The following is a 16,992-nucleotide window of genomic DNA, read 5'->3' as shown; positions in this document are numbered from 1 at the left end:
CGCAGTGTCGCCATCTACTATCTTGGCGACACTGCGTCCCCAAGAAGCATTCGAAAGGCACCCTCGTGTACCTCGCACTGCTCGAACTGAAGGCGGCCCGCGGCCGCTTTCTCCTGATGGGCAGCGTCGTGGTCCTCGTCGCCGCGCTCGTCGGCGTCGTCTCCGGCTTCACCACCGGCCTGGGCGACGACACGACCTCCGCGCTGCGCAGGCTCCCGGCGACCCATCTCGCCTTCGCCTCCGGCGCCGACTCCGACCAGTTCGCCCGGAGCCTGGTCGGCCCCGCGGCCCTTGACGGATGGCACGCCCGCCGGGGCGTCGAGGCCGCGCCGCTGGGGGTCTCCATCGACCGCGGCACCACCGACCGGAAGACCGAGGTCGACTTCGCCGCGTTCGGCGTCCGGCCCGGCTCGTTCATCGACCCCGGCGCCACGTCCGGCACCCCGCTGGCGGCCGGCGCCCCGTCCGGCGTGGTGATCTCCCAGGCCCTCGCCGACGAGGGCGTTCGGATCGGTGACACCCTCACCGTGGACCGGCTGGGCATCGGCCTGAAGGTCACCGGCAGCACCGGCCGCGCCGCCTACGGCCATGTGCCCGTCCTCTATGTGCCGGCCGAGACCTGGCTCGGGCTGCGGTTCACTATGCCCGGCTCGCATTCAGCCGCGAGCGCCCTGCCGCGGCAGTACAGTGCCGTCGCGCTCAGGGTCCGGTCCGGCACGGATCTCAGGGCCGCCGACAAGGCGCTCGGCACGCACACGGTCACGGTGCGGGACGCCTACGCCGCCGCCCCCGGATACACCGGCGAGCGGGTCACGATGACCTCCATCCAGGCGTTCCTGTACGTCATCGCCCCGCTCGTGGTCGGTGCCTTCTTCGCGGTGTGGACCGTGCAGCGCCGGCCGGAACTGGCCCTGCTGCGCGCCCTGGGCGCCTCGCGGCGCCGGCTGCTCGGCCACACCCTCGCCCAGGCCGCGGTCGTGGTCGGTGCCGGAACGGCGGCCGGGGCGGCGCTCGCCGAGGGCGTGGGGCTGCTGGTGAGCGCCGACGTCCCGTTCAGCCTGCCCGCCGCGGGGCTCACCACCGCCATGGCCACCGTGGCGCTCGTGGGGCTGGCCGGCACCGCCGTGACACTGCGCAAGGTGACCACCGTCGATCCGATGACCATGCTGGGAGCCACCCGATGAGCCTCGAACTCCTCGATGTCACCGTGACGTTGGGACACGGCGAGTCCCGGACGACCGCGCTGCGTGCGCTGTCCGCCCGCTTCCCGGCCGGGGCGGTGACCGCGCTGGTCGGTCCGTCCGGGTCGGGCAAGTCCACCCTGCTCGCGACGGCGGGCGCCCTGCTGCGGCCGGACTCGGGTCAGGTCCTGCTCGGCGGCGCGGACATCGCCGGGCTGCCCGCCTCCGACCAGGCGCGGCTGCGCCGCGAGCGGATCGGGTACGTCTTCCAGAGCGGAAATCTGCTCGGCGGGCTCACCGCCGTCGAACAGTTGCTGGCCGCCGCTTCGGTCGCCGGCCGCTCGGCACGCGGGCTGCGTCCGCGGGCCGAGGCACTGCTGTCCGAGGTGGGGCTGGGCCATCGGCTCAGGCACCGGCCCGACGCACTCTCCGGCGGCGAGCGGCAACGGATCGCGGTGGCCAGGGCGTTGCTCCTGGAACCCCAACTGCTGCTGGTCGACGAACCCACGGCCGCGGTCGACCGGGAGCAGGCGGCCGGCCTCGTCGGGCTGCTGACGGAGACGACCCACCGGCACGGCTGTGTCACCGTGGTGGCCACGCACGACCCGCTCGTGGTGCGGGCCGCCGACCACGTGGTGACCATGGGCGACACACCGGCGACATCCGAACAGCGCCGCTGACGGCCGAGGCCGCCCGGCGGGTACCGGGCCCGGTCACGTCCGTTACGGCCGGGGCCCGGCCGGTCACGCCCGTGACGGACCGGTGCCCGGATGCTTCGCTTCGTCCCGACCCGGTGGTCGCGCCCGACGGCCCCGCTGCGCACCCGGCAGCCCGTCCGTCCGACGCCGGGTCACCAGCGGGGCGAGAGCGTCGAGAATCCGCTCCGTTCCGAACGCGAAACGGTGGGAGTCCGGCCCGAAAGGATGTGTCCTTCGGACAGCCCGACCCTCTGCGGATGCCGGACGCCCCGCACGGCCCGCTCCGTCTGCGGGTGCGGCGCCTCCCCGGAACTCGGCGCCGGTCGGCCCCGTACCCGGGCGTCCCCCGCGCATCACCGCGGTCCGCCCGCCGCCCACGATCCGGTGGCGCCGGCCCGGCGGGCGCCGGAACGGGGGCCGGTCTCAGCCGGCGTCAGTCGGTGTCGTCCCGCACGACCCGGAACGCGAGCACCGTGGCGTCATCGGCCATGTGGGGCCCGGTCAGTTCGTCGACCAGTTTCCGGGCGAAGGCATCCAGGGCCTCGTCCCCGGACGGGATGCCGTCGCCGACACAACTGTCGACGGCCCGCAGCAGCCGGGAGGAGTCCCGGTCGAGGTCGGAGCCACGGCGTTCGATCAGACCGTCGGAGTACATCAGGACCACGTCGCCCAGGCGCAGAAAGGTCTCGGCCGCCCGGTACGCCTCCAGGGACTCCACGCCCAGGGGCAGGCCGGGACCGCCCGGCGGCGGATCGAGCAACCGGGTCCGTCCGTCACGCACCAGGACGGGCAGCGGATGGCCCGCGCACGTCCAGCGCAGCAGCCCACGGTCGGGGTGGTAGCGGGCGACGATCGCGGTGGCGGTGGACTCCGCCCCGTCGTCGCAGGCGACCACGTTCAGCCAGCCGGTCAGTCGTTCCACCGGCTCGCCGGTGTAGGCCAGCCCGGCCAGGGCGAACCGGAGTTTCGCCATCAGGGTGACGGCGTCGAGGCCGTGGCCGCGGGCATCGCCGAGCGCGATCAGCACCTTCCCGTTCGGCAGGATCCGGGTCTTGTACCAGTCGCCGCCGACCCGTACCGCACGGGCCTCGGGACGGTAGACGGCGGCTGCCTCGACCCCGTGCCGGGCCAGTTCCGCCGGGAAGCCGGGCATGACGGCGCTGCGCAGGCGTTCGGCCACGTCGGCGACGGCGTCCGCGCGCTCCCGCTGTGTGCGCGCCTCGTGGATCGCCTGTTCGGCCAGGGCGCGGCTGGTGCGGTCCTCGGTCACGTCGTGGAGCACCGCGCGTACGGCCCACACCGGGCCCTCCGCCGGGCGCACCGGTTCGGCGACAAAGCGGATGATCTTCTCCTTCGGGCCGGTCAGCCGCAGATCGCAGTCCGCGACCCGCGTGCACAGGAGGATGTCGTGGACCGACCGGTACAGCTCGTCCAGGCTGTCCGGCGTCACCATGCGTCCCAGGTCCAGGAGACCGGGAAGCGGCGAGTCGGCGGGCAGGCCCAGGACGCCGGGCAGTCCGGACGACGTCCGTGTGGTGCCGTCGCCGAGATTCCACTCGGCCCAGCAGACCCCCGCCAGGCGCTGTGCCTCCTGCGCCATCAGGGACTCCTGCCCGCGCTCCCAGGTGAGCAGCAGCAGATCCGCACAGGGGATCACGCGCACCTCGGTGCTCATGCGGATCACCAAGCCGTCGGGCGCGAGCAGCGGCCACTCGGCCGGTTCGGGGCCCTGGGTCCGCCCGCTGCCGTGGGCTTCCGTGAGCATCTGGGGCACGCCTGTGTTCACGAGGGTCGGGAAGCGGTCGAACAGCGGCACCGGCCCGGTCCACGGCGGGAGGGTACCGGGCGGCAGATGACGGACCACGTCCTCCTGCGCCGCCAGGTTCCGGCCCACGTAGTAGAACTCCGTCGGCTCGCCCCCCTCGCCGGGCACCGCGAGGACGAGGGTGATGGGCACCGGCACCGCGTCGAGGAGCTTGCGGGCCAGGGAATCGATGTCGGGGGTGGCCCGTGGGAACCTGCGGGAGCACAGGCGCGGCTTTCCGCCCGGCACGGAGTGCGCGGCCACATAGCGGGCGATCCTGAACCGCTGTTCGGTCAGCAGCAAATCCAGCGCCTGGAGCCGACGATGGTGCGGTACACCGCTCAGCGTCGCAGACCGGTATGAGTCCTCGGCCTCGACCGGGTCGTCCGCCATGCGCTCGCACCCCTCTTCTCCCAGGGCCTCACTCCGGTCCCGATCGGACCGGTCAGGCGGTCTCCGGGGCCGCGCTGTCCGCGCATCCCCGTCAGTCCTATGCTCCGTGACCCGTCGTGGGCGGGCCACTCGGCGCTTGCGGACCGGCAGGCGCCGAGTTCCCCGGCCGCGACGACCGCGCCACGGGCCGTCGCCTGACACCCCGGAGACCGTGGAACGACACCCCGGAGACCGTGGCGGCGGCCCGCCGCTCCTCAGTCCGTCCGCTGCGCCGGGCCGCGTACTGCCCGGCATGCCGCTTCGGCCCGCGCCCGGCCGGCCGTTCCCGCCGGGTCAGCGTGCCGCTGGAGGGACGGCAGGGTCAGCTGCCACCAGTCGGTGAGGCGGTCGGTGACGGTGTGCGGGCCCTCCAGGGCCTCGGTGAGGGTGCACAGCCCGAAGAAGGCCCGGACCAGGGTACGTGCGGTGGCGGCGGGGCGCACATGGTGCGCGAGGTGGCCGGCGGCGCGGGCCTGCGCGAGGAGACGGGTGGCGGCGGCGGTCCACAGGTCGAAAGGGTCGGGCAGCGGGGCATCGATGACGTCGCGCTCGGCCCACAGGCGCGCGCCCGCGCGTGTGAGGGTGTCCTCGGCCAGGGCCCGGGCGATGTCGTAGCTGAGGGCGACGAGGCGTTCCAGGGGCGGTACCGCCCGGTCGGCGTACCGCGCGGTGAGGCCCGGCCAGGTGGCGAAGCGGTCCTTGACGACGGCGAGGGCGACCCCTTCCTTGCTGGCGTAGTGGAAGTAGACGGAGCCGCTGGTCCGCCCGGACCTGGCACTTATGTCGTTGACGCTGGTTCGGGCGTAACCCTGCTCGGCGAAGAGGCAGGCCGCTGCCTCCAGAAGTGATCTGCGGGTTGCCCTGGCCCGTTCCTGCAACGTGCTGTCCACCTTCGCTCAACATTCCCGTGACGCCGGAGAATGTAGTGCGCCCGCGCACTCCCGGAGCAATTCTTCACTTCCACGCACAATGATTGACCAATTTTTTCGATCAGTAATTCTTACGGGTGATTCCGGGCTTGAAACGGCGCGGTTCCTGGCGCCAGGGCGACCATTTCCTCACCGGACACCACGGTTCCGGCTTGCCCCTCGCATATGCGTCAACTCGGCAGCGGGCATGCACGGTTGACGGCTCGTGAGGTCACTGCGCAAGCGCCGCACATCCGATCCCGCTTACACCCCGGCTCGGACATTTGTCGAGCACTCGAAGTAGTGATTGCGACACGCTCCGAAACGAAAATAGCGTAGCGACCGCGATGTTTCCCCTTTGCCACGGAATGCCCTGAGTCCGCGCCGTTTCGTCCGTACGTCGACACCGGCGGACGCACGGACCGCACGCGTCCGGCCCGGGAAGCCGCAGCACTCACCCGCACCGCGGTCCGCCACGAGCAGGACCGCCCCCTCCCGCAGGAGGCACTGTGACCACCCATGCCCCTTCCCTTCTCGACTGGTCCCCCGACGCCGTCGTCTTCGACTGCGACGGGACCCTGATGGACACCGAACGCCACTGGCAGGACGCCCGGACCCGGGCCCTGCACGCCTTCGGGCTGACGCCCTCCGCCGGGTTCGCGGAGCGGGCCAAGGGTGTGCACTACACCGACTGCGGCCGGCTGATGGCCGAGGAGGCGCACCGGCCCGAGCTGACCGCCGACCTGACGAAGGCGCTGCTGGAACACTTCATGGACCTCGTCGCCGAAAATCCGGTGACCATGCCGGGGGCCGCGGCGTTCGTGCAGTCGCTCGCCGGCCGGCTGCCGCTCGCGGTGGCCAGCAACTGCCCCCTGGAGGTCGTGGAGGAGAGCCTCTCCCGGGCAGGGCTGCTCCGGCACTTCCGGCACATCGTCGTCCCGTCCGGCATGCCCCCGGACGCCACCGGCGGGGACCCGTCGGTGTTCGCGCCCGCGGCCGTTCGCCCTAAGCCCTGGCCCGACGTGTACGCGACGGCGGCACGGCTGTGCGGCGCCAGTGCGCACCGCGCGCTGGCGGTCGAGGACTCACTGACGGGGGTCGAGTCCGCGTGGCGTGCGGGGCTGCGGGTCCTCGGCGTGGGCCGCCGGCCGGACGGGGCGCACGCCGGACGGGCCGACCTGTGGGTGCCGGCGCTCCACTCGCCGCTGCTGAAGACCTGGGTACGGGAACGGGTACCGCACCCTGCCGGGCCCCGGGACCGGGTCGGCGAACAGCGCCGGCACCAGCAGGGAAGCTGAGGCTCCCGAAGACCGGGGGCGGTGCGGACCGGCGGCGCGGGTCCGGTCCCGCCGACCGGCAGCGCCGCGGCCGGCACGACCGGCGATCTGCGGCAACCGCCGAGCGGCGTGGCGTGTGCTCGTCGGCGATCGTTCAGTGGCGCGGCAGGTGCTCGGGTCGTCGATCCGGCACACCGCCGGTAGCCCGCGCATCCGGGTGAGAGGGCCGTCGTCCCAAGGGCGCCAGGGTCGCCCAGCACATCGAAGAACGCATCCGGGCAGCCGTCTTTCACTCGAACAGCTCAGGGTTCATCCGCACTGATGTGCACAGTCACCCATCCGGACGCATGCTGAAAGCGTTCGTGCCACGGACACGCCACAGGCTGATCACTACTCCTCTGGGAGGCCACGTGATCCTGCTCTCCCTGCTCATCCCCGTAGCACTGATGCTCCTCATCTTCGCGATGCAAGCCCTGGAAGACCTCCTCTTCCCTCCTCCCCCGACACCGCCGCCGGAGGATTCCGTCCCCGAGCAGTCGGCATCGGCTTGAGCCGGAGCCTTGGCGGCCCCCAGGTCTGACGGCCGGGGGCCGCGGAGTCGCCGGTACGACGCTGTCCACGAAGGGGACGGAGACAGGGACGGCGCGGACGAAGAAGAGGAAACAGGCAGGGGAAGACGGGAAGGGAGAGAGGGGCGAGCGGTCCCGGACAGCACGAGCAGCAGTGGCGGGTCACCGGGCCCACCGACGGCCGTGTCCACGCCCCGCCCTACGGCTCCGGCTCCAGGTCCGGCCCGACCAGTTCCCGTGGTGTTCATGGACCGGCCTTCTCCGGCAGCCCTACCTGGTGATTCATCACCAACGTAGCGCCCGGTAACCGGAGTTCTCCCGCTTCGCCTCGTGCTTGTCTTCGGCATCGACGAGATGACCGCCATCCGCTACGCGGACTCGGCGCGGGCACTGCCGGAAGAGGCAGCCGAGCACTCGACAGTGCCCTCGGCAAAAGAACTTGCCCGGAGTGAGCCTTGAAGAACGCATGCTCACCACCGCCAAGGAATTCATCCTGCCGGGCGGGCCGGCTGCGCAGGCCCCGGCTCAGATGACCATGACCCGGCGCCCGCGCGTGTGACCGGCCTGGCTGTCGATGTGCGCCGCCGCGGCCTCGGCGAGCGGGTACGACTTCTCGACCGGGATGTGGAGCTTCCCCCGCTCGATGAGGCCGACGGCCTCGGCGAGCGCTTCCGGCACGCTCCCGGCCACTCCGGAGAATCGGACACCGTACTCAGGCGCACCGAGATCGGCGATGGAGATCACCTTCTGCGGATCACCGGTCACTTCGACGAGCTGCGGAATCACGCCCGAGCCGGCCAGATCGAGAGCTGCGTCGACACGGCCGAGCTGCCGCACCCGCTCGGCCAGGCCGTCGCCGTACGTCGTGGCGAGGGCACCCAGGCCGCGTAGGTAGTCCTGGTTTGCCGCCCCCGCCGTACCGATCACCGTGATGCCGCGGTCCCGGGCGATCTGCAGCACCGCCGATCCGACTCCCCCGGACGCGCCGCTGACCAGCAGCGTCTGCCCGGGCCGCACACCGACCTCGCGGATGATGCGCAGCGCGGTCTCCACCACGGAGGGGTACCCGGCCGCCTCTTCGAACGTCAGGCCTTCGGGCATGCGGGCCCAGGCCGACAGTACGGCGAACTCGGCATAGGTGTCCGCCCCTTCGCCGAACACGGGGTCGCCGGCCTCGACCCCTTCGACGCCCTCGCCGACCTCGTCCACCACCCCGGAGGCGTCCAGCCCGACTCCGGCGGGCAACTCGACCGGATGGGCCTTCAGGATCTGGCCTTCGCGGATCCTCCAGTCGACGGGGTTCACGCCAGCCGCCCGCACAGCGATGCGCACCTGGCCGGGGCCCGCGTGGGGCTCATCGGCGTCTATGAGTTGCAGGACGTCCGGACCGCCGAACTCGGCGAAGCTCACTTTCTTCATGCGGCCGACCGTAGCACTAACGGTTAGTTTTTTGAAACTGCTACTCCTTTGCACCTGGTAGTGTCCAGGTCATGCCCGTACCGCCCGGACGTCGTGAGCGCAAGAAGGCCGCGACCCGCCAGAAGATCGCCGACACCGCCCTGCGGCTGTTCCTGGAACGCGGGTATGACGCGGTCGGCATACGTGACGTGGCCGCTGAGGCCGACGTGGCCGTGACCACGATCTTCTCCCACTTCGCCTCGAAAGAGGCCCTGGTGTTCGAGCAGGACAAGGACTTCGAGCAACGCCTCACGCAGGCGGTCACCGGCCGCGCGCCGCACGAGCCGCTGATCCCCGCGCTGCGCGACGAGATGCAGGCCCTGGTGCGGCATTGCGCGTCGGACAGTGCCGCCCCGATCTGGCACATGATCGACGAATCGCCTGCCCTGCGGCAGTACGAGGAGTCGATGAGGCTGCGCCACACAGAGGCGCTGGCCATGGCCATCGCCGCCGATCCCGGCCTGCCACAGTCCACAACGGCCTGCCGGACGATCGCGAGGTTCGTGATCGACGCCCATCCGCTGGCGCGTGAGGCAGCCGATCCGGAGGCCGCGGTGGACGAAATCTTCCGGATGATCGAGGCTGCCTGGGAGGTCGCCGGCGGCCGGGGAACCGATCTTCCAGCTCCCAATTCTTCAGCAGTGGGCTGAGGCCGAGCCGGGTCACCCCCTCCTGCTCGCCACCAGTTCCAAGTCGCCGTCTGCCAACGTCCGGTTTCCCAACAGCCCCTCTGCTTGACGTTTATCCTCGGCGGGCTTGGTGTTCCTTGATGGTCTCGGCGCGTTTGACGGTCGTGCCGACGTCGTGGCGCTTGGCGCGGTGTCTGTTCTTCGAACCGGGTGGTCGTCCTGGGCCGGGGCGGGATGGTTTCGGTGCGGCTGCCGGGCAGGCCGTGGTCGGCCGGAGGTTGCGAAACCCCCGGCGGACGCGGGCAGGCGTGAGGCGGCGGGGTTCGGTGCGGCGTTCCCAGGGGCGGCGGAGGTCTTCGGCGAGGGGACGGGCGAGGCGGAGCTGGGTGTGGGCGGCGATGATGAGCCAGGTCCACAGGTCGGCGGTGTCGGCGTGTCGGATGTGCGGGGCGGTCCACCCGAGTGTCTGCTTCATGAGCCGGAATGTGTGCTCAAGATCGAATCTGCGGAGGAAGGACTGCCACCAGCGGTCCAGGTCCGCCGGTGTGGCGGCGGTGGTGGAGCACCACAGCCAGAGGGGTTTCGGGTCGCGGTCGCCCGGCAGGTGCTCGACCTGGAGGCGGATCAATGTGCCGTGCAGGATGGGCAGTTCTTCCTCGGCGTGGTCCAGCCAGGGGCCGCGGTGGGTGAGCCTTGGGTGTATCCGGTCCCAGGCGATCGCCTCGGCCTTGCCGTAGCGGGTGGTGTCCGTGACCGTGGTGACGTCGGGTTCGTGCCAGCTGTCGGGCCTGGCGAAGGTGAGGACGCCGCCGTGCCGTCGTGGACGTCCGCCCTTCGGGCCGGAACGGGCCGGGCCGGGGTCGCGGAGCATGACGCGGTCCGAGCGCAGGCGCCCGACGAGCACGGCCGGCAGGTCCGCCAGGGCGTGGGAGAGGTAGGCGACGTCGTAGCCGGAGTCCATCACGATCAGGATCTCGGGATCGCCCGGCTTCCAGTGCCCTGCCTGCGTCAACCGGCTGATGACATCGCGTAGTTGGGCGGCGGTGACGGCGGTCGCGTCGTCGGCGGGGCCCAGGCGCAGGGTGTCCAGCAGCGCGACCCAGGAGGTGCGGCCGGTCTCCAGCGCACCGACGAAAGAGTACGGTCATCCGGGAACCAGCTGGTCCGTCTTGCGGTCACCGCGTCCATAGACGTGGCAGAACAGCCGGTCGTCGCTGGTGGGGGCGTCCGGGCGGAGCCAGTTGCTGACATCCACGGCCAGCGCGATCCGTCCGTCGGCCGTCCTCGGCAGTGGCAGGCCGGCCAGCGCGCGGCGCAACCGCGTCGGCTCCATCCAGCCCCGGTCCAGGGCCGCGTACAGGGCACCGTGCCCGCGCCGGTGCTCGGCCGCCAGCGACAACTCGACCAGTGTCTTCACCGGCCCGTCTGCGCACAGCACCGCGTCCGTGAGCTCGAAGAGCGCATCCGCGCGAGCGTAGAGGCATTCGTAGAACTCGACCCGAAAGCGGGACAACACGTCCAACGCCTCTCCTGCGAGCGCATCGGCAGACAGACTCATACACAGCGGCCGTTCTCTTGTACTTCGTGACTCGACATCCCGAAGCGTGGAGAACGGCCGCCTCCGCCGTCCCGGAAAGAACCGCAGATCAGCAGGTCGGGTGACGTGCGAGGTTAAACGTCAAGCTCTGACGACCGCTCTCCGCCAAGGGGTGCAGGCCGTAGCTGATCAGGTCGGGCCGGTGGGCAACTCGCCCCGTTCGAGGGGGAACGGGTCCCCGTCCACGACGCGCAGACCCCTCTGCGCTTCGAGACACGGCCGCCGGTCCCCCGCCACGCGGTCGAGCACGGCCTCGACCCCTGGTCGGCGATCCCGGACCGGTACTCGGCAGCCGCCCGCGGCACGTTCGGGGGCGGCCCCGTCACCGCCGCCGGGTCGGTTGCCGCAATCCGTTCTCCAGCAGCGAGAAAGCGTGCTCCGCATCGGCCACGGCACCCGGGTGGCGCGCGTCGGCCGACTCGCCGTAGGCGAGGCGTTCGGCGTTGTCCCCCGCCAGGGCCCACTGGACCGCGACGATCTGGACGGCGGCCAGCCGCGCCGTGAGTTCCGGGGTGCCGGCTGTCTCCCGCAGGGCCTCGGCGAGTGCGCGTTCGGCGCCTGCCTTGAACCGTTCCATCCGGGCCACCAGTGACGGCGTGTCGAGGATCATCCGGGTGAGCGTGCGCACCTGGGGGGCGTCATTGAGCCCGGTGATCGGGTCCCGTTCACGCAGCCCGTCGAGGAAGTGCTCGCGCAGCGCAGTCAGCGCGGCGGTGCGCTGCGGGCGGGCCCGTACGACGCGTGCGGCCTCGGTCTCGTGGTCGGCGAGGCGGTGCACCACGAGGTCTTCCTTGGAGGGGAAGTAGGCGAAAAGCGTCCGTTTGGACACTTCGGCCGCCTCGGCCACCTGGGCCACCGAGACCCGCTGGAAGCCGTGTTCGAGGAACAGTCTGATCGCCGCGTCGGAGATCGCCGCGTGGGTCCGCTGCTTCTTCCGCTCCCGTAGCCCTGGCTTGCCGTCCACGGCGCCACCGTAGCAGACAGCTACCCCGAGAGGATTTCTGCACCTGGTATATATTTCGCCCTGGGCGAGCGATGAGTGAAATGAGAAGGAGTGACGGCAGTGGAAGGTGTGACGGCAGTGACGGAGAGCACGACCGAGGTGGTCGTCGTGGGCGCCGGTCCGACCGGACTGGCCCTGGCGTACGAACTGGCTCTGGCCGGGGTCGAGACCCTGCTGCTGGAGAAACTGCCCGAGCGCGTCGAGCAGGTGAAGGGCGGCGGGATCCAGCCCCGTACCGCCGAACTGCTCGACTCGCGCGGGCTGCTGGAGCCGCTGCTGCGGCGGGCCGTGCCGCGCGACCCGGTGGGCGGGCATTTCGCGGCCCTGCCCGTGCCCTTGGACTGCACCCCCTGGCGGACCAGGCATCCCTTTCCGATCGCGATCCCTCAGTGGGAGATCGAGGAAGTGCTCGAAGAACGGGCGGTCGCGGCCGGCGCGCGGGTACGGCGCGGCGCCGCCGTCTCAGGGGTCGGACCGGACGCCGACGGCGTGCTCGTGACCGCGGGCGACCTGCGAGTGCGGGCACGCTACCTGGTGGCCTGCGACGGCGGCCACAGTACGGTGCGGAAACTGCTCGGGCTGCCGTTTCCCGGCCGGCCCGGGACGCATCAGGCGGTGCTGGCCGACATCCGGCTGTCCGCCGTATCACCGCTGGTGCCCCGGCAGATGGGGCACATGAGCAGCCTGACCCGCCGTGCGGGCGGCCACTGGGCCATGCTGGTCCCGCTCGGCGGCGACCGGTACCGGATCACCTTCGGACACGCCGAGCAGGGGGACACCGCCCGGGACACCCCCGTCGCTCCGGAGGAGATCACCACCGCGCTGCGGGCCCTGTACGGCGAGCAGACCGTCCTCGGCGCCGTGGACAACTCCTCGCGCTTCTCCGACGCCACCCGGCAACTGGAGCACTACCGCGTGGGCCGGGTCCTGTTCGCGGGCGACGCCGCGCACATCCACTCCCCGCTGGGCGGCCAGGGTCTCAACCTCGGCATACAGGACGCGTTCAACCTCGGCTGGAAACTGGCCGCGACCATCCAGGACCGGGCGCCGAACGGCCTGTTGGACAGCTATCACGACGAACGGCATCCGGTCGCGGCGCAGGTCCTGCGGCACACCTCGGCACAGCGGGTCCTGGCGGACGCCGACCCGAGCGAGGACGTGGCCGCCCTCCGCGACCTCGTCACCGACCTGCTGCGGCTGCCCGACACCAACCGCCATCTCGCCGGACTGATGTCCGGCCTCTCGCTGCGCTACGAACTGCCCGGGGACCATCCGCTCACCGGACAGCGCCTGCCGGACGCCGACCTGGTCACCGACGCCGGTCCGGTCCGGCTGTCGGCCCTGTTCGGTACGGGCCACGCCGTCCTGCTGGATCTGGCCGGAGCCGTCCCGGTCGGCCTCCGCCTCCCGCCGCGGGTCGACCTCGTCCGCGCCACGTGCGCCGAGGATCTGGGCGCCGCCACCCTGCTCGTCCGTCCCGACGGGTACGTCTGCTGGGCCGCGGACGGCTCCGCCGCCGACGGCGACACCCTGCTCGCCGCGGTGGCCGGCACCCTCACGGCGGCGCACTGAGCCGGGCGGCCCCGCGCCGCAGGCTGCCCGGGCCACCGCCCTCACGGCCGGGCCGCCGAAGACGGCGGCCCGTTCGTCCGCGCCGAGCCCGGCGGCAGGGCACACCGCCCACGCGCGCCGCGTCGACCAGTACGACCGAGGCAGCGGACGCGGCGGACACGCCGGGCGGGGAAGCCGATCGGCCGCCCGCCCGGCGCCGGCCGGTTACGGGCGCACGGCGTCGACGACGAGGTCCAGCAGCCGGGCGGTCTGCTCCGGCGTGCGGTCGCCACCCAGGGAGAGGAACACACCGAGCAGCAGCATGGTGACGTCGTCGGCGGCCACGTCCCCGCGCAGTGTGCCCGTACGGGCTCCGGCCGCGAGGATCATGCCGAGGGCGGCGGTGATGCGCTCCCGCGTACCGGAGGTCGTGACGCTTCCCGACGCCCAGCTGACGCGGAGGGCGTCGAGCATTCCGTGCTTCGCCGCGAAGAACGCCGCGTAGCGGTCCATCCAGGCGCGCAGGGCCGCTTCGGGCGGGAACTCGTCGAGCAGGGCGGGCGCGCTCGTGGTCACGTCGTCGAGTTCGGCGGCGTAGACGGCCTCCACGAGCGCCTCACGTGTGGGGAAGTGGCGGTAGAGCGTGCCGATGCCGACGCCGGCGGCGCGCGCAATCCCCTCCAGCGTGGCGGTGTCGCCACCGGTGGTGAAGGCGGTCCGGGCGACGGCGATCAGTTTGTCGCGGTTGCGACGCGCGTCGGCGCGCACGGGACGGTCCGATCCGGCCTGCGGGTCGGCTCGGGTGCCCGTGGGCACCGGGTCCGGCGGAGTCAAAACGGAGGCACCTCCGGTAGTGCTACAGTCGACAGAACGGAGGATCCTCCGTTTCTCCCATCATCGCACGGAGACACATTTCCCATGACCTCTGCCGGTACTTCCCCCACCTCGGACACGTCCGCCGGTGCCCCGCGCCCCGGAGGCCCCGGCCGGCTGGCCGGCCGCACCGTTTCCCGCATCGGGTACGGGGCGATGCAACTGGAGCGGCTGCACGGCGACCGCAAGGCCGGTGTCGCGCTGCTGCGGCGCGCGATCGAGCTGGGCGTGGACCACATCGACACCGCGCAGTTCTACGGCGACGGCTTCGTCAACGACCTGATCCGGGAGGCCATCCATCCCCAGGACCAGGTGGTCGTCGTCAGCAAAGTGGGAGCCGAACCCGATCAGGGCGGTCCTCTGCCGCTGCGCCTCGCACAGCGGCCCGAGCAGCTTCGGGCGAGCGTCGAGGCCAACCTCGCCGGCCTGGGCCTGGAGCAGATCCCGGTGGTGAACCTGCGGCGCACCGACACCGGCCCGGGACTGCGCGCCGAGGGCGACCAAGTGGTCGACGTCGACGACCAGCTCGCGGTCCTGACCGGGCTGCGCGACGAAGGCAAGATCGGTGCGATCGGCCTGAGCAGCGTGACGTACGACGTGCTGCGCCGGGCGCTGCCCGCGGGCATCGTGTGCGTGCAGAACGCCTACAGCCTGGTGACCCGCGCCGACGAGGAGGTGCTGCGGCTCTGCGCCGCCGAGGGCATCGCCTGGGTTCCCTATTTCCCGCTCGGCGGCGCCTTCGCCGGGATGCCGAAGGTGACCGACGAGCCGGCCGTGCTCGCCGCGGCGCGCTCCCTCGCCCGCACTCCGTCGCAGATCGGCCTGGCCTGGCTGCTCCGGCACGCCGAGAACGTCCTCCTCATCCCAGGCACCAGTGACACCGGGCACCTGGGGGAGAACCTCGCGGCCGGATCGATCACCTTCGACGAGACGACGCTCGCCGCGCTCGACGCCGTACCCTCGCGCACAGCGGAGATACCCCTCGGTTGACGCGCCACGCCGACCGGCGCGCACCACCGGTCCGGGCGGTTCCGGACCCCGGCCCCCTGGAACCGCCCCGCACGGCGAGGGTCACTCCTCTCGTTCGTACTCCGCCTGGGCGTTGCGGTTGAGCAGGTCGTCCTGGGCCGAGCGGTAGATGTCCCGCACCAGTTGCCGGGCACGGTCCTTGTCCATCGCCGCCCGCTGGTCGCTGACGAGGCGGTCCGTCCATTCCTGGACCGTCTTCTCCATGTCTATGTCGTCACGCTTGACCATGGTTCTCCTCCTCCTGGAGCCGGCGCCGCCACGGCACGCGGGACGCCCGGCCTCCCGGCCCGGACCGCGGGCACGGTGCACGGCCACGGCGGTACGCACGGTCCCGGCTCCGCGTCGGCAGGACAGAGCGTCCCGGGGACCCGGGCCCAGGCCGTCCGCGTCCGGAGAGATGTCCGTACGCCTCACACGCTAGATCCGCACGGACCACTCGGCGACCCGTGCCCGGTGCCGACGGGTCGTACCCGGTCCCGACGGGCCGTGACCGGTGCCGGCGGCCCGTGGTTCCGCGCACGACGGCGCGGTCAGGACGCGTTCCCGTGGTCGTCGTCCGCGCCGGTCCCGCGCGCCTCGACGGCGGCGCGGCGCAGGCCGCGGTCGCCCACGGTCAGGAGCAGGAACAGCGCGCCCGCGGCAAGCATGAACCACGCCAGGTGGTGCAGTCCCGTGGTGTCGGCGTGCTGCCCGAACGCCGCCGCCGTGGCGACCGAGGCGATCATCGAGCCCAGGTAGACGAACGTACGCAGCAGCCCGGCGGACGAGCCCATGCGCTCGCTGTCGGCCTGGTAGTAGACCGAGTTCTGCAGGGCGAGGTTGTTGAGCCCCTGCGGCACGCCGAAGACCAACGCGATGACCAGCAGCAGCCACATCGGGCTGCGGGCGCCCACGAAGAGGATCAGCGCGCACGCGGCGAGTTGTCCCGTGGCCCCGACGGCGAGCTTGCCCAGGACGCTCTTGCGACGGCCGGTGAGCGCCGAAACACCGATGCCCATCAGAAACAGCGGGAGTTGCACGAGTCCGGCCTGGGACGGGGACAGTCCGCGGCCCTCCTCGCTCCACTGGGTGAAGCCGTACAGGAAGGCGTAGGAGACGGAGTACGCCACCAGGGCACGGGCGTAGGTCGCCAGCAGGGGCAGGTTGCCGCGCAGGACCCGCAGGTCGATGAAGGGTACGGCGGTACGCAGTTCGCGCTGTGCGAAGGCGGCCGCGGCCACGACGGTGAGCACGGGCAGGTACCAGGTGTCCAGGTGCGGGTTCATCAGGAACAGCAGCAGCGTGACCAGCATCGCGGCGAACAGCGCCATGCCGGGGAGGTCCAGTTCGGCGGTCGCGCGCCGGGCGTCGCCCGGCCGGCGGTCCGCCGGCTTCGGCAGACGGAGCGCGCCGAGCAGCACGGCGACCACGGCCAGCGGGACGTTGAGGGCGAACGTGGCACGCCAGCCGCCCACGCCGATCAGCAGACCGCCGAGGGAGGGACCGACCACGGCGATGGTCTGGCCGGCGACCACGAGCGTGGTCAGTATTCCGCTGGGACTGTCCCGACCGGTCCGTTCCGCTTCGCTGCGCAGCAGGGACATCGCGGCCGGATAGCCGGCGCAGGTGCCGAAGCCGAGCAGGACGCGCGCCCCGATCAGCACGCCCAGGTTCGGGGCGAAGGTGCCGACCAGACCGGCGATGCCGACCAGCGAGGTGCTGAACAGGAACAGCCGCCGCGGTCCGAAGAGGTCGATGAGCCGTCCGACCACGGGCTGCCCGAGGGCCGTCGCGAGATAGAGCCCGGAGACCAGCCAGGCCGTCTGTGCGGGAGGCGCTCCGAAGGCCACACCGATGGGTACGAGGGCGACGGCGACGATGGTCGAGTTGATCGGGTTGAGTATCGCGCCGACGACCATCGGGGGTATCAGCCTGCGGTCGAACCGCTCCCCCCGCTCGCCCTGCCGCCCCTCATCGGCCTGCGTGGACAAAGTGGCGGACCGC

At 71.9% G+C, this 16,992-nt stretch carries 13 protein-coding genes and 1 pseudogene; 6 read left to right on the top strand and 8 right to left on the bottom strand.

All coding sequences use genetic code 11. The features are described 5' to 3' along the window. The first annotated feature begins 65 nt into the window (after positions 1-65). Together ACFYPJ_RS19520 and ACFYPJ_RS19515 are read left to right on the top strand one after the other, a co-directional pair. Entirely contained in the window at positions 66-1,184 is a 1,119-nt protein-coding gene (locus tag ACFYPJ_RS19520; RefSeq protein WP_389018356.1) for an ABC transporter permease, read from the top strand. Beyond that, complete coding sequence (locus ACFYPJ_RS19515) at positions 1,181-1,861, top strand: ABC transporter ATP-binding protein (protein WP_389018353.1); 681 nt, start codon at positions 1,181-1,183, stop codon at positions 1,859-1,861. The genes ACFYPJ_RS19520 and ACFYPJ_RS19515 overlap by 4 nt, the downstream gene beginning before the upstream one ends. A gap of 451 nt (positions 1,862-2,312) precedes the next feature. Here ACFYPJ_RS19515 and ACFYPJ_RS19510 read toward each other — a convergent pair whose 3' ends face one another. After that, a complete protein-coding gene (locus ACFYPJ_RS19510; protein WP_389018350.1) occupies positions 2,313-4,076 on the bottom strand; it encodes a PP2C family protein-serine/threonine phosphatase in 1,764 nt (587 codons plus the stop codon). Between the two features lie 254 nt (positions 4,077-4,330). Beyond that, positions 4,331-5,005: a ScbR family autoregulator-binding transcription factor gene (locus ACFYPJ_RS19505; protein ID WP_389018347.1), complete on the bottom strand. Its 675-nt coding sequence runs from the start codon at positions 5,003-5,005 to the stop codon at positions 4,331-4,333. Between the two features lie 527 nt (positions 5,006-5,532). Between ACFYPJ_RS19505 and ACFYPJ_RS19500 the strand changes: the two genes are divergently transcribed. Next, positions 5,533-6,321 (top strand): HAD family hydrolase, encoded by a 789-nt coding sequence (locus tag ACFYPJ_RS19500; protein ID WP_389018344.1) that lies wholly within the window; start codon positions 5,533-5,535, stop codon positions 6,319-6,321. Positions 6,322-7,394: 1,073 nt separating this feature from the next. Here the strand turns inward: ACFYPJ_RS19500 and ACFYPJ_RS19495 are convergent. Beyond that, the gene (locus ACFYPJ_RS19495) at positions 7,395-8,288 is read right to left on the bottom strand and encodes an NADP-dependent oxidoreductase (protein WP_389018341.1); all 894 of its coding nucleotides are present in this window, start codon (positions 8,286-8,288) and stop codon (positions 7,395-7,397) included. A gap of 71 nt (positions 8,289-8,359) precedes the next feature. On the opposite strand from ACFYPJ_RS19495, the gene ACFYPJ_RS19490 reads away from it, so the two are divergent. Then, positions 8,360-8,977, top strand: coding sequence for a TetR/AcrR family transcriptional regulator (locus ACFYPJ_RS19490; protein WP_389018338.1), 618 nt, complete (start codon positions 8,360-8,362; stop codon positions 8,975-8,977). A gap of 91 nt (positions 8,978-9,068) precedes the next feature. On the opposite strand, the pseudogene ACFYPJ_RS19485 reads toward ACFYPJ_RS19490, so the two are convergent. Continuing rightward, positions 9,069-10,514: pseudogene (locus ACFYPJ_RS19485) on the bottom strand (NF041680 family putative transposase). 361 nt (positions 10,515-10,875) lie between these two features. Further along, entirely contained in the window at positions 10,876-11,517 is a 642-nt protein-coding gene (locus ACFYPJ_RS19480; RefSeq protein ID WP_389018335.1) for a TetR/AcrR family transcriptional regulator, read from the bottom strand. 108 nt (positions 11,518-11,625) lie between these two features. On the opposite strand from ACFYPJ_RS19480, the gene ACFYPJ_RS19475 reads away from it, so the two are divergent. After that, positions 11,626-13,128, top strand: a complete 1,503-nt coding sequence (locus ACFYPJ_RS19475) for an FAD-dependent monooxygenase (protein WP_389018698.1) — start codon at positions 11,626-11,628, stop codon at positions 13,126-13,128. Between the two features lie 204 nt (positions 13,129-13,332). Here ACFYPJ_RS19475 and ACFYPJ_RS19470 read toward each other — a convergent pair whose 3' ends face one another. Beyond that, positions 13,333-13,941, bottom strand: coding sequence for a TetR/AcrR family transcriptional regulator (locus ACFYPJ_RS19470; RefSeq protein WP_389018332.1), 609 nt, complete (start codon positions 13,939-13,941; stop codon positions 13,333-13,335). An 84-nt stretch (positions 13,942-14,025) separates the two neighbouring features. On the opposite strand from ACFYPJ_RS19470, the gene ACFYPJ_RS19465 reads away from it, so the two are divergent. Further along, positions 14,026-14,970: an aldo/keto reductase gene (locus ACFYPJ_RS19465; RefSeq protein WP_389018329.1), complete on the top strand. Its 945-nt coding sequence runs from the start codon at positions 14,026-14,028 to the stop codon at positions 14,968-14,970. Positions 14,971-15,051: 81 nt separating this feature from the next. Here the strand turns inward: ACFYPJ_RS19465 and ACFYPJ_RS19460 are convergent, their stop codons facing one another. Next, complete coding sequence (locus ACFYPJ_RS19460; RefSeq protein WP_389018327.1) at positions 15,052-15,237, bottom strand: hypothetical protein; 186 nt, start codon at positions 15,235-15,237, stop codon at positions 15,052-15,054. Positions 15,238-15,539: 302 nt separating this feature from the next. Beyond that, positions 15,540-16,907, bottom strand: a complete 1,368-nt coding sequence (locus tag ACFYPJ_RS19455) for an MFS transporter (protein WP_389018696.1) — start codon at positions 16,905-16,907, stop codon at positions 15,540-15,542. Between the last annotated feature and the right edge of the window lie 85 nt (positions 16,908-16,992).

Source organism: Streptomyces sp. NPDC006012, assembly GCF_042871185.1.
Taxonomy (GTDB): Bacteria; Actinomycetota; Actinomycetes; order Streptomycetales; family Streptomycetaceae; genus Streptomyces.
Note: the sequence above shows the minus strand (reverse complement) of the source record. Positions and strands in the feature narration are given on the sequence as shown.

Coding starts and splice junctions, on each gene's coding strand:
- ACFYPJ_RS19495 (WP_389018341.1), bottom strand. CDS start 8,288: ATGAAGAAAGTGAGCTTCGCCGAGTTCGGCGGTCCGGACGTCCTGCAA.
- ACFYPJ_RS19455 (WP_389018696.1), bottom strand. CDS start 16,907: ATGGTCGTCGGCGCGATACTCAACCCGATCAACTCGACCATCGTCGCC.
- ACFYPJ_RS19460 (WP_389018327.1), bottom strand. CDS start 15,237: ATGGTCAAGCGTGACGACATAGACATGGAGAAGACGGTCCAGGAATGG.
- ACFYPJ_RS19465 (WP_389018329.1), top strand. CDS start 14,026: ATGACCTCTGCCGGTACTTCCCCCACCTCGGACACGTCCGCCGGTGCC.
- ACFYPJ_RS19490 (WP_389018338.1), top strand. CDS start 8,360: ATGCCCGTACCGCCCGGACGTCGTGAGCGCAAGAAGGCCGCGACCCGC.
- ACFYPJ_RS19515 (WP_389018353.1), top strand. CDS start 1,181: ATGAGCCTCGAACTCCTCGATGTCACCGTGACGTTGGGACACGGCGAG.
- ACFYPJ_RS19510 (WP_389018350.1), bottom strand. CDS start 4,076: ATGGCGGACGACCCGGTCGAGGCCGAGGACTCATACCGGTCTGCGACG.